General features: G+C 66.1%; 13 protein-coding genes and 1 pseudogene. 5 read left to right on the top strand and 9 right to left on the bottom strand.

The genetic code is table 11. The annotated features are described in order from the left end of the window. Window positions 1-140: 140 nt before the first annotated feature. The 5 genes from C8J47_RS11930 to C8J47_RS11910 all read right to left on the bottom strand — a co-directional run bounded on the left by C8J47_RS11930 (window position 141) and on the right by C8J47_RS11910 (window position 5,528). On the bottom strand, window positions 141-1,835 hold the full coding sequence (locus C8J47_RS11930; RefSeq protein WP_121885806.1) for an ATP-binding protein: 1,695 nt from the start codon (window positions 1,833-1,835) through the stop codon (window positions 141-143). 76 nt (window positions 1,836-1,911) lie between these two features. After that, window positions 1,912-2,631, bottom strand: coding sequence for a TIGR02186 family protein (locus C8J47_RS11925; RefSeq protein WP_056054789.1), 720 nt, complete (start codon window positions 2,629-2,631; stop codon window positions 1,912-1,914). Window positions 2,632-2,687: 56 nt separating this feature from the next. Next, window positions 2,688-3,602 carry a sulfite exporter TauE/SafE family protein gene (locus C8J47_RS11920; protein WP_056053938.1) on the bottom strand — a complete coding sequence of 305 codons (915 nt, stop codon included), beginning with the start codon at window positions 3,600-3,602 and terminating at the stop codon, window positions 2,688-2,690. 43 nt (window positions 3,603-3,645) lie between these two features. After that, the gene (locus C8J47_RS11915) at window positions 3,646-4,665 is read right to left on the bottom strand and encodes a hypothetical protein (RefSeq protein ID WP_121885805.1); all 1,020 of its coding nucleotides are present in this window, start codon (window positions 4,663-4,665) and stop codon (window positions 3,646-3,648) included. Further along, window positions 4,662-5,528, bottom strand: a complete 867-nt coding sequence (locus tag C8J47_RS11910; RefSeq protein ID WP_259467505.1) for a glycosyltransferase family 2 protein — start codon at window positions 5,526-5,528, stop codon at window positions 4,662-4,664. Before C8J47_RS11910 ends, C8J47_RS11915 begins: the two co-directional genes overlap by 4 nt. A 169-nt stretch (window positions 5,529-5,697) precedes the next feature. Between C8J47_RS11910 and C8J47_RS11905 the strand changes: the two genes are divergently transcribed. Further along, a complete protein-coding gene (locus tag C8J47_RS11905; RefSeq protein ID WP_121885803.1) occupies window positions 5,698-6,240 on the top strand; it encodes a hypothetical protein in 543 nt (180 codons plus the stop codon). Window positions 6,241-6,338: 98 nt separating this feature from the next. Beyond that, window positions 6,339-6,764, top strand: a pseudogene (locus C8J47_RS19800) (hypothetical protein); the annotation flags it as partial. A gap of 93 nt (window positions 6,765-6,857) precedes the next feature. Here the strand turns inward: C8J47_RS19800 and C8J47_RS11895 are convergent. Together C8J47_RS11895 and C8J47_RS11890 are read right to left on the bottom strand one after the other, a co-directional pair. Further along, a complete protein-coding gene (locus C8J47_RS11895; protein ID WP_121885889.1) occupies window positions 6,858-7,793 on the bottom strand; it encodes a glycosyltransferase in 936 nt (311 codons plus the stop codon). Between the two features lie 249 nt (window positions 7,794-8,042). Next, window positions 8,043-8,552: an outer membrane protein assembly factor BamE gene (locus C8J47_RS11890; protein ID WP_121885801.1), complete on the bottom strand. Its 510-nt coding sequence runs from the start codon at window positions 8,550-8,552 to the stop codon at window positions 8,043-8,045. A gap of 144 nt (window positions 8,553-8,696) precedes the next feature. Here C8J47_RS11890 and C8J47_RS11885 point away from each other — a divergent pair, with 144 nt between their 5' ends. Together C8J47_RS11885 and C8J47_RS11880 are read left to right on the top strand one after the other, a co-directional pair. Beyond that, a complete protein-coding gene (locus C8J47_RS11885) occupies window positions 8,697-9,203 on the top strand; it encodes a ubiquinol-cytochrome C chaperone family protein (protein ID WP_259467504.1) in 507 nt (168 codons plus the stop codon). Further along, on the top strand, window positions 9,200-9,724 hold the full coding sequence (locus C8J47_RS11880; RefSeq protein ID WP_121885800.1) for a DUF177 domain-containing protein: 525 nt from the start codon (window positions 9,200-9,202) through the stop codon (window positions 9,722-9,724). The genes C8J47_RS11885 and C8J47_RS11880 overlap by 4 nt, the downstream gene beginning before the upstream one ends. Before the next feature lie 247 nt (window positions 9,725-9,971). On the opposite strand, the gene C8J47_RS11870 is transcribed toward C8J47_RS11880, so the two are convergent. Beyond that, window positions 9,972-10,508: a histidine phosphatase family protein gene (locus tag C8J47_RS11870; RefSeq protein WP_121885798.1), complete on the bottom strand. Its 537-nt coding sequence runs from the start codon at window positions 10,506-10,508 to the stop codon at window positions 9,972-9,974. Window positions 10,509-10,516: 8 nt separating this feature from the next. After that, entirely contained in the window at window positions 10,517-13,216 is a 2,700-nt protein-coding gene (locus tag C8J47_RS11865; protein WP_121885797.1) for an ATP-dependent DNA helicase, read from the bottom strand. A 223-nt stretch (window positions 13,217-13,439) separates the two neighbouring features. Here C8J47_RS11865 and C8J47_RS11860 point away from each other — a divergent pair, with 223 nt between their 5' ends. Further along, a complete protein-coding gene (locus tag C8J47_RS11860; protein WP_056053958.1) occupies window positions 13,440-13,745 on the top strand; it encodes a hypothetical protein in 306 nt (101 codons plus the stop codon). Window positions 13,746-13,791: the final 46 nt, after the last annotated feature.

The raw sequence follows: 13,791 nt of genomic DNA, 5'->3' as shown, positions 1-13,791 counted from the left end.
TGACAAGTGGCGAAAAGCCCAGCGGTACGACGATGCATAAATCTGATGCACACTACGTGAATCAATCGGGCGTGTTCGACCTTGATACCCGTAGTCGCCCCGTCCGGTTTTCAAAGGCATACGTCCATAATGAGACGTAGCTATTTCCCCTGCGCGCGCCAGCGCTGGATCGTGCGGGCGATGATCTGCTCCTCGCTGCCGACGTCGCGCCAGAGTTCGGAGAACAGCGGGTCGCCCGAGGCGGGGCGCTTGGCGTCCTCGAGATCGTCGAACGAGACGCGGATCGGGATCGTCACGCCTTCGCCGCAGATGATGCATTCGCGGTTGCGCAGCGCCGGGATCGAATCGAGGAAACCGCGGGCGCCTTCGGGCATCGCGGCGCGGACGAACGCCTGATCGCGGTCGTTGTTGAGCCGCATCGCGATGATCGTTCCGCACTGCGACAACACCCCCTCCGCGAGATCGGACGGGCGCTGCGTGATGAGCCCGAGCGACACGCCGTATTTGCGGCCTTCCTTGGCGATCCGGCCGAGAATCCGGCCGACCGCGGTGTCGGTGTCCTGGCCGGCGGGGATGTAGCGATGCGCCTCCTCGCACACCAGCAGGACCGGGCGTTGTGGTTCGTTGCGCGACCAGATCGCGAAATCGAACGTCATCCGCGCCAGTACCGCGACCACCACCGCGGTGATGTCGGACGGGACGCCCGAGACGTCGATTATCGAGATCGGCTTGCCGTCGCCGGGCAGTCGGAAGATCCGCCCGAGGAACGCCGCCATCGTATCGGCGACCAGCATGCCCGAGAACATGAAGCCATAACGCGGATCGGCCTTGATCTCGTCGATCTTGGTCTTGAGGCGCAGGTAGGGCGCGGTATCGCCGGCACGATCCATCTTGCCCATTTCCAGGCTGATGATGTTGGTCAGGTCGCTGAGCAGATACGGGATCGGCGCATCGACCGTCAGCTTGGCGATCTCCTGCCCGAGCCGGCTCTTCGCCTTCGCCATCAGCAGGCATTTGGCAAGGATGTCGGCGTCGAACTGCCGCGCGGAGCCGCTGCTGGTCAGGAAGACCTCGCAATGCTCCTCGAAGTTCATCAGCCAATACGGCATCTGCAGGTTCGTGACGTCGTAGATCGCGCCGTTGGTCTTGAACGCCGCGGCATATTCGCCGTGCGGATCGATCATCACGATATGGCCTTGTGGCGCCAGTTCGCAGATCCGGTGCAGGATCAGCGCGGCGCCGGTCGACTTGCCCGTACCGGTCGAACCGACGAGCGCGAAATGCTTGCCGAGCATCGCGTCGACGTACAGCGCGGCGCGGATGTCCTTGGTCGGATAGACCATGCCGACCTCGATATTGGCGCGGTCGCCGGCGGCGTAGATCTGCTTGAGATCGGCGCTGGTGACCGGAAACACCTCGCACCCCGGCATCGGATAGCGGGTGACGCCGCGACGGAACGTGTAGAGCTTGCCGGTCAGGCGTTCCTCGTCGCCCTCGCCGAGATAGTCGATCTCCGCGGCGATGCAGGTGCCGGCGGTGTCCTCCAGCTTGAGCGAACGGATGTTGGCGACCAGCCACGACGCCCCGATGCGCATCTTGATCTGGCTGCCGACCTGGCCCGCAGCGGCGACGACGGGATCGGAGTCGTCGGACAATGCGACGATCGATGCGCGATCCAGGAGTACCCGGCTGCTCGATCCGGCGATCGCGTAGACCACGCCGATCGGGGCGGGCGCCTGCACGCCGCCCAACAGGTCGTTCAGCTGCGTACCGGCGAAAGGCCCGGCCAGAGGTGAGGCATCGTGAAACGCGTTCGAGCCCGGCATTTCCGTCATTGTTCGTGGACCCCGCTCATCGCACCGACGCTATGTCGTCAAAGGCGTAAATATCCGGTGAGGATGGAGAAATTCCTTACAGTTTGCGCGCGATCCAGCCTGCGGCCCAGCCCAGGAACACCGACAGCGCGACCGCAACCAGTCCGTAGACGACCGACGAACGCTCCGCGGCGCGCGCGACGAATCGTTCGAAGCCGGATTTGCGGATGTCGATATCGCGCACCGCGGCGGCCAGCACGCGGCCGTCGCGGATCAGGAACGTCTCCGCGGTGAAGCGACCGACGGGGACGCGGGCGGGGATCGTGACGCGCGCGCGATATAGCACGTCGTCGGTGATCTCGACCGCGCGCGGCGCCTCGTAATACAGGCCGGCGCGGCGTTTCAGGTCGACGAGCCCCTTCTGGAACCGGTCCTGCGTGTCGGTCGGCGCGCTGGAGGCGGGCGACAGCTGGAGACTGTCGAGCCCGAGTTCGTAGATCGCGCGCGTGCGATCATCGACGAGTCGCCCGATGGGCTTGGACGAGGCGATCGCGTAGAAGCTTGGGGCTGAGCGATAGCGCAGCCGCGACGCGTTGACCCAGATGCCCGCGACCTTTTCCTTTTCGCGCATCAGGATCGACTGGGTCGGGCCTTTCACCACCACGACGATATCGGTCGGATGCTCGCCGCTCGGCAGGCGGCCGCCCGGATACAGGATCGCGCCGAACAGCAGCAACTCGGCACCGGTGAAGCTGTAGGCGATCTCGATATTGCGCTGCGACACGTCGGGGACGAGCACGGGCTTGGCCTGCGCCATCATCAGTGGCGCGAGCAGGACCAGCCACGCCGGCTTCAGCGCCCGGGCCCCGACCCTCACGAAAGCGTGACCGAGAAGATCTCCTCGGGCCGCCAGACCAGGCCGAGCAGGATGCGGGCGCCGACCAGCAGCACCATCACCGCCAGCGCGAGGCGGAGATATTCGGGTTTGAACTTGGTCGCGAACCGCGCGCCGATCTGCGCGCCGACCACCGAGCCCAGCAGCAGCAGCCCGGCGAGCACGATGTCGACCGCCTTGGTGGTCGTCGCGTGGACCATCGTCGCGACCGCGGTCACGAACAGCGTCTGGAACAACGAGGTGCCGACCACTACCGATGTCGCCATCCCGAGCAGGTAGATCATCGCCGGGATCAGGATGAAGCCGCCGCCGATCCCGAGCAGGATCGTCAGGATGCCGGTGCAGAAGCCGAGCAGAAGCGGTGCGAGCGGCGATATGTAGAGTCCCGATGCATAGAAGCGCGTGCGGAGCGGCAGTGCGGCGACCAGCGGGTGATGACGCCGCTTGCGCGCTTTCGGCGGGCGTCCGGTCCGCGCGCGACCGATCGTGCCAATCGATTCCTTCGCCATGAGGCCACCGATCGAGCCGAGCATGACGACGTAGACGATCGCGATCACCGTATCGATCTGGCCGCTCTGCTGGAGCAGGCGGAACAGCCACGCGCCGAAGAACGAGCCGAGGATACCGCCCGCGACGAGGACGCCGCCCATCTTGGTATCGACGCCCTTGCGGCGGAAATGCGCGAATACGCCAGACACGCTGGCGCCGGTCACCTGGCTCGCCGACGAGGCGGCGGCGACGGTCGGCGGGATGCCGTAGACGATCAGCAGCGGGGTGGTCAGGAACCCGCCGCCGATCCCGAACATGCCCGACAACAGCCCGACTCCCCCGCCGAGCAGGATGATCACGAGCGCGTTGACCGACAGGTTGGCGACGGGGAGATACAGGTCCACGCACACGCGTTACACCGGAACCCGGCGGCGCGGCTAGGCTGTCTTAAAAGTCGCTGCCGATCGACAGGGCAGGGCCGGAACCGGGGCGTGCGGCGCCGGCCACGCGTTCGCGCCAGTCGAGCGTGAGACGCAGCGATTTGCCCGCGATCGGCACGCCGACGACCAGCGACGGGCCGATGTCGAGGCGTTCGGTGCCACGTTGCGCGCTGCCCCAGATCCCGACCCCGATATCGATCCGGGCGCCCGCGACATGGCCGAGCGGATGCGTGATCCGCGCCGACGCGTCTACGAACTTTTCGACGCCATCGCGGGCTATGACGCCGGCCTGACCGTAAGCCTCGATGCGGACGCCGGGTGCGATGTCGGCGGGACCGTAGCCGGCGATGATCCCCAGCGTCGGGCCGCCACGACCGCCGTCCAGCACGAACCGCTGCTCGGCAATCAGGCGGATCGGCAGCGTGGTGGGTTGCCATTCGACGCCGAGCGCGGCTTCGCGGCCTTTGCCCCGCAACGGCGCCGCAAGACGCGCGGCCAGTGCGAACCGGCGACGGCTTCCCAGCGCGTAGGTCAACCGCACACCGCCCTGCGAGGCGCCGAGCTGACCGCCCGACACTGTGCCTGCGGGGCCGCCGCGGACGAGCAGCCACGCGCTGCCGTTCAATCGTTTTGCGTCGCGCACGCGCGCTGGTGGTGCGAACGGGGACGGTAGCGGGACGATTTGCCGTTTCCACTTAGGGGGAGGCGGGGGCGGGGGCGGGGGCGCCAGAAAGCGGAGATCGGTCCGTTCGGGAATGCCGGATGTCCGCGCACGGGCGAGGACGGGCAAGCTCGTCGTGAAGATCGGTGCGTTACTCGGCGCGGCGATGCGGCTGCCGGCCTCGCGCCGTCCTTCCGTCCGCGCCAACACCGTGGCGACGGCATCGGGAACCAGAATCCTGATCACCGCGGGAAGGGCGCCACCAACGGGCAGCGCCCGGCCATCGGACAACACGAACGCGATCCTGATCATCGTCCACCCGCCCAGCGCCATTGCCAGGAACCGCAGCGGACGGCCGCCCGTCATCCCGCGGCGGCGATGGACTGCGGCCGGCTTGACGGGAGCGTATCGGTGTCGGCCGGCCCGGTGGGGAACTCGTGGCGCGTCTTGTCCCAGACCGGCGCCGCACCGCGCAGCATGCCGATATAGACGATGACCGCGCGCGGTGCCGCGATCAGCGAGACGAGATTGCCGACCAGAAAGCGCGGCAGCGACCACAGGGCCTCGCGCAGGCCATAGCTTCGTGCGGTGAAGATCATCCGCATCGCGAGCCGCCAGATCAGCAGCGCGGCGTTGGCGACGAGCAGGACGAAGGCGATCGGGTGCGGCGCGGGATAGGGCGTGGCCGCACCGATCTGCCAGTGCAGCAACAGCGCCGTGGCCCACGCCGGAATTGCGACATAGGCGACCGCGAGGACGACGACGGCGAGCGGCGCCCGGCGGTCGCGCATCCGCATCCAGTGATCGGCGAACGCGCGGGGGGATGCCCATCCGGTACGGTCCCATCCGGCCAGCGCGATACCCGTCATCCAGCGGGTCTTCTGCCGTACCGAGGTGGTGATCGTCCCCGGGAAATATGCACGGACCGCGACCACCCCGCCAGCCTCGTCGGTCGCCACCCGCGCGAAAATGCCGCGTGCGCCGAGTTCGGCGAGGCGCAGGCCAAGCTCGTAATCCTCGGTCAGGCTGGTCGCGTCGAACGGTTCGCCGCCGCGCGCCTGGGCGATCATCGCCAGGACCTCGGGCGCGATGGCGCAGCCCGTCCCCGCCAGCGGCATCCCCGCGCCGAGCGCCGTGCGGACGATGATCTGCTTGGCATGCGACTCAGCGGCGTGCGCGTTACCCCAACTATCGTTTCGTACTGCGCCGAGGCCAACGACCTTCCCCATAAATTGCAGCGGATTGCTCGTCATTCACCGCTGCGGCGGTGTGCCCGATTGGTCAGGCGAGGAATCTGCAAGGCCACTGTTGCAAGTTTGCCCCTATCACGAAGGAAGGTTATCCACAGGTATTAACCATTTCATATTTGTGTTTGCGTTGTGCTCACAACACCCGTACATGAACCACAAGGAGTCTGAGATGGAAGCCGAGTGGATTGATCGGGCGAGGCAACTGCGGGCGGAAGCTTGGGAGGCTGTTCAGGCGACCTCGGCATTTGTGGCGTTCAAAAAATTCGATGATCTGGTTGTAGATATGGGCGGCACGACCGCTTTGGGGGAGGTTGACGTAGCCGCAACCTGGAAGGCTACCACGCAGCGGGCCATGGAAGCGGTCGCTCGCAGGCTGTCTGAAACGAAGAAGCTGAGTCAAGCCGAGGCTGCCGAAGTCGCGCTCATGCAGCGACGCGAGCCTACCCCGATCGGCTTGTTGCTCGAGGCAGCTATCGAGCGAGGGGCGGAGATAAGGGGCACTGACCCGCTAGCAAATTTTCGTTCCGCATTATCGAAAGACGATCGGTTTTACGTTCTTCGTCGGAATAACATGCACTTTTGGTGGCTGAAGGGCGAGCAAGTCCCTCCTGCTTGGCACAATGCATCCGACGAGTATCCAAAGGACGTTATCGAGGATCGTCCAAACGGCGGGGAAGCCGAAGCGACATAGCTTTCCAATCGTGCAGACTGGGGCGGAAGCGCTTCAAAACAAAAACCCCGGTCGCCTAGGGCGCCGGGGCTGTCAGGCTGAGAACAGCGTGACGTTGTGTGGAGCCACCTAGAGTGTCAGAATCAGATAGTCAACCCCCGGAAGCCGCTCCAGTCCTGCCGCCCCCCGTGCGCGCGGCAATATATATTGACGGGTTCAATCTATATTACCCGATCCATGAGTCTGGTATGCATCAGCTCAAATGGGCAAACCTGTGGAAGCTAGGAGAGCTCATTTGTGCGCCACATCAGGCGACGTTGGTAAAGGCCGTGTTTTGCACTGCTCTGCCAAAGCATTACCCCGAGAAACATGAGCGCCACGTTACCTTTAATGCAGCCCAGCGCGCCAATGGCGTGACCGTAATTCTGGGACACCATATGCATGATGGTGAAAAGTGGAATGAAAAGCAGACCGACATCAACGTAGCGCTGTCACTTATCGTTGACGGCATCGACGACGCGTATGACATCGCTATTTTGCTGAGCGCCGATTCCGATCAAGCGGCGACTGCGAAGATGTTCGCAGACCGATTGCCGAACAAAAAGCTTTTGGCGGTCTCCCCTCCCTCTCGCCCCGTGTCAGACAAAGTTAAGCCTTATGTCTGGAAATCTTTCACCCTCACCTTCCCGATGATTGAGCAGTGCGTGATGAACCAGCCAGTCATGGGGAAAACCGGACCGATTAACCGACCGCCGGAATACGATCCTCCCGCCGATTGGCTTCATCCCGACGATCGTCCGAAAGGCAAGCCGGGAAAGCCACCTAAGGTATGGAGCAAGGCATACAAAGGGTGAGGTGAGATGATTCGGCGCGCGTCCGATTTCCTCCGGACGGGAATTGAAGTCGCCGAGAAGTTGAGGTGGCATCGCGCCTAGCGAGTGGGGGGTCGCGTTCGATTCCGCGAACTCGTCGGCATAATGGCCTGACACGAGCCGCGACCCGTGGTTGACCAGCGGCAGCACCGGCAGTTGCACCACCTCGTATCGGTCGATCAGGCTGTCGAAGACGCGCAATTCCTGCGCATGGACGACGTCCTCGGCGTCGTGGAGGACGATCGCCTTGGTTCTGGCGTCGTCGCGCGCATCGTCGCGGCGCAGCGCCTTCCAAAGCGTGTTGAGGCAGTCCGCCTTGGTGGTCGGGCCGTCGCGCGGACCTATGACCAGGCGTATCCGCGGGTCGCGCTCTGCTACTGCCGCGGCGGCGTCGATCGTCGCTCGATCATTGGGATAGAGACCGACATAGATGCGGTAGTCGTCATGCTCGTAGCGCTCGACCGCCGCCGACAACATGCCGCCGATCACCGCCACTTCGTCCCATGCGGCGACGAACACCGCGATCCGACCGACGGTGTGCGGCGGCGCCAGCGTGGCGAGCGTCAGGCGCGGCCGGCGCCCATAGAGGATGCGCCTGACGATATAGACAAGGTCGATCAGCAGGTCGTCGATGCCACCGAGCAGCAATCCGACTCCGGCAAACAGCAAGGTCTCGTGCGCGAATGCGTCGACGATCCACAACGACTCGCGCACATCGCACCCCCGCAGCGGAGGGTATAGGAGGTTGTATCCGTTTCGGTCTCAACCTGATCCGAATCGAATGTTTGCCGTGCGCGGGAATGGGAGAACCTTCGCGCACCTTGCGCGTTAACCAGCCGATCCCTTTCCCCCCTTTCGGGATCGGCGCCGAACCGTTATCGGGCCGGCCGCGCCGATGCGTAGCACGCGGCGCGGCCAAACCGGCCTTAAGACGCGCGAATCACACCGAAATTACGGCCGGTCGCGGCCGCCGCCACCGGTATTGCTGCCATTGCCCGCACCACCGCCGCCGGCCCCCGCTGCGCCGACCGTGCCGATGTTGCCGAACAGATCCTGGAAGAACCCGCGTTCGCGACCCAGCGTCGGCGTCTTCTTGCCATACGGCTTGATCGAGGCGACTTGGTCGAGCCCGCCGCGACGGATCGCGGTGACGGTGCCCTTCTGGTCGAAGCTGATCTGCAACGTGATCTGCGCGTTCGGGCGCGGATTGCGGAAGGCGAGGTTGCGGCTGTCGCGCGCGAGGTAATACCAGTCGCCCTGGTCGAACTGGCCGGCGATCGTCGGCTTGCCCAGCGTCGCGAGCACCGACTGGCGGTTGTCGACGCCCGGCTGGACCGAGTTGACGAGGTCGGTGTCGACGACATAGCCCTGGTGCGAGCGCAACTGGGTGCAGCCCGCACTCGCCAGCGCGACGAGGCCGATGGCCGCGACTTGGACGATACGGGTGGAAACGACGCTCATATACTCTCCCGGGGCCATACTAAGCCGAGACTGGGTCACGCGGAACACGAGCGAACGCATTTGCATCGGCCGCCGATCGCCTCGATATGCGAGGTTGCGCGGGCAAACAAGCCGAAGCGCGGTTGCGACCTGAAGGACGACGGATTGGGCTGGTTCGGAAGACTGCTCGGCGAGAAGCCGGACGAGGCGCTGCCGCTGTATAATGCGGTGGTCGGTCGGGCGCGCGCGGAACATTGGTATGTCGAGGGCGCGGTGCCGGACACGGTCGACGGCCGCTTCGACATGATCGCGACGTTGCTGGCGATCGTCATGCTGCGGCTCGAGACGGAGCCGGCTGGTGGTGAACCTGCGGCACGTCTGGCCGAGCGATTCGTCGACGACATGGATGGGCAGCTGCGCGAGATCGGGATCGGCGACATCATCGTCGGCAAGCATATCGGCAAGATGATGAGCATGCTTGGCGGGCGGCTTGGCGCCTACCGCGACGGGCTGGCAGCGGGCGATATCGCGCCGGCTTTGGTGCGCAACCTGTACCGCGGGGTGGCGCCCGAAGATGCCGCACTGGCGCATGTTCGCGAGTCGGTGATGGCGTTTCATGCCGGGTTGGCGGCGACGCCGTTACCGAACCTGTTATCTGGAGAATTGCCGTGAAGCCCGAGTTCAGCCGCCCCGAACGCCTCGACACGATCGGCGAGCGCGAGCGGATCGTCGAAATCGCCGCGACCGAGGACGAGCGCGCGGCACTGGCCAAGCGGTTCGCGCTGCTCTCGATCACGCGACTCGACGCGCGATTGGGGATCAAGCGTACTGAGAGCGGTATCGTCGTTAAGGGGCGCGTTACCGGGGCTGCGGTGCAGGCATGTTCGGTGACCGACGAGCCGCTCGATACGAAGATCGACGAGCCGGTTGCGCTGTTGTTCGTCGATCAGTTGGTTTCGGAGGGCGACGAGGTCGAACTGTCCGACGATGCACTCAACACGGTCGCGATCGAGGGCGGCACGATCGATCTTGGCGAAGCGGCGGCGGACACGCTAGCGCTGGCGATCGACCCGTTCCCAAGGGGGCCGAATGCGGCGGCGGCGCTGACGGCGGCGGGGGTGATCAGCGAGGACGAGTTCCGGCCTGCGAATGCGTTTTCGGATTTGAAGGCGCGGATGGCGGGGAAGAGCTGAGCGGCGGCGACGGATGTGAAGGCTAGCCTATCCTAATACCCACCCCGGCGAAGGCCGGGGCCCAGTTGGAAAGGTCGTCGTAGCGAAGCGATGTCCTTCGTTAGCGACGTCCCCCAACTGGGCCCCGGCCTTCGCCGGGGTGGGGCGCGTGGCGGAATCGGTCCGCGTGGGAGAATCTCCCGCCCCCTTGTTCTCCCGCGAGGCGGGAGCCCAGACTGGGTCCCCGCCTTCGCGGGGAAACAACTCTTTATTCCGCGTCGGGGCCTAGGGTCGGATCGAGATCACGGGGGCGGATGAAGCGGATCAGGCGGGCAGTGCCGGTTGCGATGCTCGCCCACTCTCCCTCGAACTGAAGCTCCGCAATGCTCGCAGTCGGATACTTGTCCTCGACCGCGTCGCGCAGCGGATCGGCCCCATCCGCCACCAGCATCAGGACAAGATCCTCCAACCCGGGATTGTGCCCGACCAGCAACGCACTCTCCGCCTCGGCCGGAAATCCGTGCACTACGTCGAGCAACGTCGCCGCAGACGCCAGATACACCCGTCGATCCAAGTCCGGCGCAATCGTCCTGCCATAGCCGGATTCGATCTGCTCCAAGGTCTCCGAAACGCGCACCGCGGGCGACGCGATCGCATGATCGAAAGCGAGCCCCAGCGACCGCATGTGCCGCCCCACCATCGCCGCGGCACGCTTGCCCTTGGCGTTGAGCGGACGGTCGAAATCGCGCGCGACCGGATCGTCCCAGCCGGACTTGGCGTGGCGCAACAGCGTCAACGTCTTCATGGCAATCCTCAAGCCGGTTCGCGGCTTTCATGCCCTACGCGCGGGCTGGAGGAAAGCCGGCTTGCGACTCGGGCCACCGCTTCTTCGAGCGTCACGCGGGCGATCGGCACCCCCGGCGGGAACGCGCTGAGCAGACGTGATGGCATCGCGGCGGACAGCATCACGAACACGCCGGAGTCGTCGGCGCGGCGGATCAGCCGGCCGAATGCTTGCGCGAGCCGTGCGCGGACGAGCCGGTCGTCATATGCCGAACCACCGCCGGCTAGCCTGCGAGCAGCGTGCAGAACAGACGGTTTCGCCCAGGGCACGCCCTCCATCACCACTAGCCGCAGCGATTCGCCGGGAACGTCGACGCCATCGCGCAGCGCATCGGTGCCGAGCAGCGATGCCCCCGGATCATCGCGGAAAATGTCGACCAACGTGCCGGTGTCGATCGGATCGACGTGCTGCGCGTGGAGCGGCAGGCCTTCGCGTGCGAGTCGATCGGCGATGCGGCCATGCACGCCGCGCAGGCGCCGGATCGCCGTGAACAGCCCGAGCGTCCCGCCGCGGCTAGCGACGATCAGCTGCGCATAGGCGTTGGCGAGCGCACCGATATCACCGCGCTTCACGTCGGTTACGATCAGAACTTCGGCTTGGCGCGTATAGTCGAACGGGCTCTTCGCCTCGAACCGCGCAGCGGGGCGCAGGAGATGCGGTGCGCCGGTGCGAGCTTCCGCCACTTCCCAGTCACCGCCGCCGGTCAGCGTCGCCGACGTGACGAGCGCCCCATGTGCCGGTTTCAGAACGATCTCGGCGAACGGCCGGGTCGGATCGAGCCAGTGGCGGTGCAGCCCAATATCGAACTCGCGGCCCTCGATACGGTCGACCGCGAGCCAGTCGACGAAATCGGCGTCGACCGGGCCGCCGACGCGCGCGAGCAGCGACAGCCAAGACGCCACCGTCTCCGCCCGCCAGCCAATCGAGGCGATCGCGCCTTCGACTCGGGCTCGGGCGGGGGCGTCCATCCAGTCGGGGGCTTCGGCGAGGACGGCTTCGAGGCGACGGCCGAGCGTGACGAGCGGACGGACGAGTCCGTCGAGCGCGGCGGCGGCGGGCGCGGCGGCCTCGATCAGCGTCGCGTCGGGTTCGGCAAGTTCGGTCTCCAGGCCGTACCCCGCGTCGCCGGGTTGTTCGGCTCTCGCGTAGGTGAGCCCGCGGACGGCGGCGAGCAGCGTTTCGATCGGCCCGAACGGCGCGCCTTCGCCGAGGCGTTGCAGCCAGCCGTCGGACGCCAGCGCCCCCGCCGCGGTCACCGCGTCGGAGATCGCCCTTGCCCCCTGTTCGTCATAACTGGCGAGATCGGACAGGCGTGCGGCGAGCCCCCGCCGCCGCCCGCGACCGCTCGATTCGGGGCCGAGAATCCAGCGGCGCAGTTCGATCGTCTCCGCGCCAGTCAGCGCGGTCGCGAACATCGAATCGGCCGCATCGAAGATATGATGCCCCTCGTCGAATACGTAGCGCGTCGGCCGGGTCGACAGTTCGCGCCCTCGTGCGGCGTTGACCATCACCAGCGCGTGGTTGGCGATGACGATGTCGGCATCGGACGAGGCGCGGGCGGCGCGCTCGATGAAGCATTTCCGGTAATGCGGGCAGCCGGCATACACGCACTCGCCGCGCCGGTCGGTCAGCGCGGTCGAGCCGTTGCGGCGGAACAGCGTCGGCAGCCAGCCGGGCAGGTCGCCGCCGACCATGTCGCCATCCGCGCTATACGCGGCCCAGCGCGCGACGAGGTGCGCCAGAATCGCCGCGCGGCCCGCGAACCCGCCTTGCAGCGCGTCCTCCAGGTTCAGCAGGCAAAGGTAATTCTCGCGGCCCTTCCGCGTGACGACCTTGGCTTTCCGGATCGCCGCGTCGGGATAAAGCCGTGCGGTTTCCTGCCCTAACTGGCGTTGCAGCGTCTTGGTGTAGGTCGAGATCCACACCGCGCCGCCGGCCTTCTCCGCCCAAAGCGACGCCGGCGCGAGGTAACCCAATGTCTTGCCGATCCCGGTCCCCGCTTCGGCAAGGACGAGATTAGGTGTGTCGCGCATCGCCCGCGGCGCAAACGCGGCAGTCGCTGCACCCGCATAGGCGCGCTGCCCGGGGCGCTCCTCGGCACCGTGGCCGGTGAGATCGACGAGCCGCGCCTCCGCATCCCCCGGCTCGATCGTCACGGTACGCGGCGCGGGTCGCGGCGCGTGCTCCTCCCATTCGGGGAGCGATGAGAACAGCCAGCGTTCGTTGACCGTCGGCTTCTTCAGCCGCTCGGCAACGACCGGCGCCCAGGGCCAGCGCAGGCGGAACAGCGACTGCGCCGCCGTCCACGCGCCCTCACGCTCGGGCCAGTCGCCATCGGTAAGCGCCAGCATCGCCTCGGCCGCACGCAGCAGGAACGGCGCGACCTCCGCATCTTCGCTCGGCACGTCGAGCCCGGTAACCCGCGCGATCCCCTTCGGCGTCGGCACCGCGAACTGCGCCGGGCGAAGGAACGCGTAGAGTTCGAGCAGATCGAGCCCCGACAGATCGGGATACCCGAGTCGCTGCCCGACCAGCGGCGCGTTGAGCATGATGACCGGCGTATCGGCGGCGATCCGGATTGCCTCGCCACGCCCGATCGGACGCGCGCCGTCCGCGTTCGCGATCCAGATGCCGGCGTGGCTGGCGTGGAGGGCAGGACAGCGAAGCACCGCGCGACCTTGCTGCAATGAGAACGAAAGGGCAACCTTTTGTGCCGTGAACTCGCGTATTTGAAGGTGTCGCCACTAATAAAGCGCCGCCGCCGATCATCCCAATGCAAACAAGGCCGCCGACTCCGGCCTGTTACGCAACCGACATGAAGCGCGTGCGTTGCGCCTGTATCGATACCGAACCTTATCTACATCATCATCTACATAAACAGGGACGATCATCATGCGGAAGTTTCTCATGGCGCTGAGCGCGCTCTCGCTCGCAATCCCCGCCGCAGCCGTGATCCCCACGGGCAAGGCCGAGGCACGTTCGAAGCGCGAATATCGCGGGCATGATCGTCGTTACCGCGCCAAGCGTTGCCGGCATTCGAGCGGCACGACCGGCCTCGTCGCAGGCGGCGTCGGTGGTGCGGTGCTCGGCAATGCGGTCGGCGGCGGGCTGCTCGGCACGCTGGCCGGCGGTGCAGCGGGTGCGCTCGGTGGCCGTGCAGTCGACCGGACGATCACTGCGAAGGATCGTTGCCGCTGAGTCGCGAGCGGCGGTGGGGGTGACGGACACGAATGCACGCGCTAGT

Source organism: Sphingomonas sp. PP-F2F-G114-C0414 (genome assembly GCF_003688595.1).
Lineage (GTDB): Bacteria > Pseudomonadota > Alphaproteobacteria > Sphingomonadales > Sphingomonadaceae > Sphingomonas.
Note: the sequence above shows the minus strand (reverse complement) of the source record. Positions and strands in the feature narration are given on the sequence as shown.

Excerpts from the sequence above, each read along its gene's own strand:
- C8J47_RS11905 (WP_121885803.1), top strand. The coding sequence starts at position 5,698 with ATGAACCACAAGGAGTCTGAGATGGAAGCCGAGTGGATTGATCGGGCG.
- C8J47_RS11890 (WP_121885801.1), bottom strand. The coding sequence starts at position 8,552 with ATGAGCGTCGTTTCCACCCGTATCGTCCAAGTCGCGGCCATCGGCCTC.
- C8J47_RS11870 (WP_121885798.1), bottom strand. The coding sequence starts at position 10,508 with ATGAAGACGTTGACGCTGTTGCGCCACGCCAAGTCCGGCTGGGACGAT.
- C8J47_RS11860 (WP_056053958.1), top strand. The coding sequence starts at position 13,440 with ATGCGGAAGTTTCTCATGGCGCTGAGCGCGCTCTCGCTCGCAATCCCC.
- C8J47_RS11910 (WP_259467505.1), bottom strand. The coding sequence starts at position 5,528 with ATGGGGAAGGTCGTTGGCCTCGGCGCAGTACGAAACGATAGTTGGGGT.
- C8J47_RS11915 (WP_121885805.1), bottom strand. The coding sequence starts at position 4,665 with ATGACGGGCGGCCGTCCGCTGCGGTTCCTGGCAATGGCGCTGGGCGGG.
- C8J47_RS11930 (WP_121885806.1), bottom strand. The coding sequence starts at position 1,835 with ATGACGGAAATGCCGGGCTCGAACGCGTTTCACGATGCCTCACCTCTG.
- C8J47_RS11925 (WP_056054789.1), bottom strand. The coding sequence starts at position 2,631 with ATGGCGCAGGCCAAGCCCGTGCTCGTCCCCGACGTGTCGCAGCGCAAT.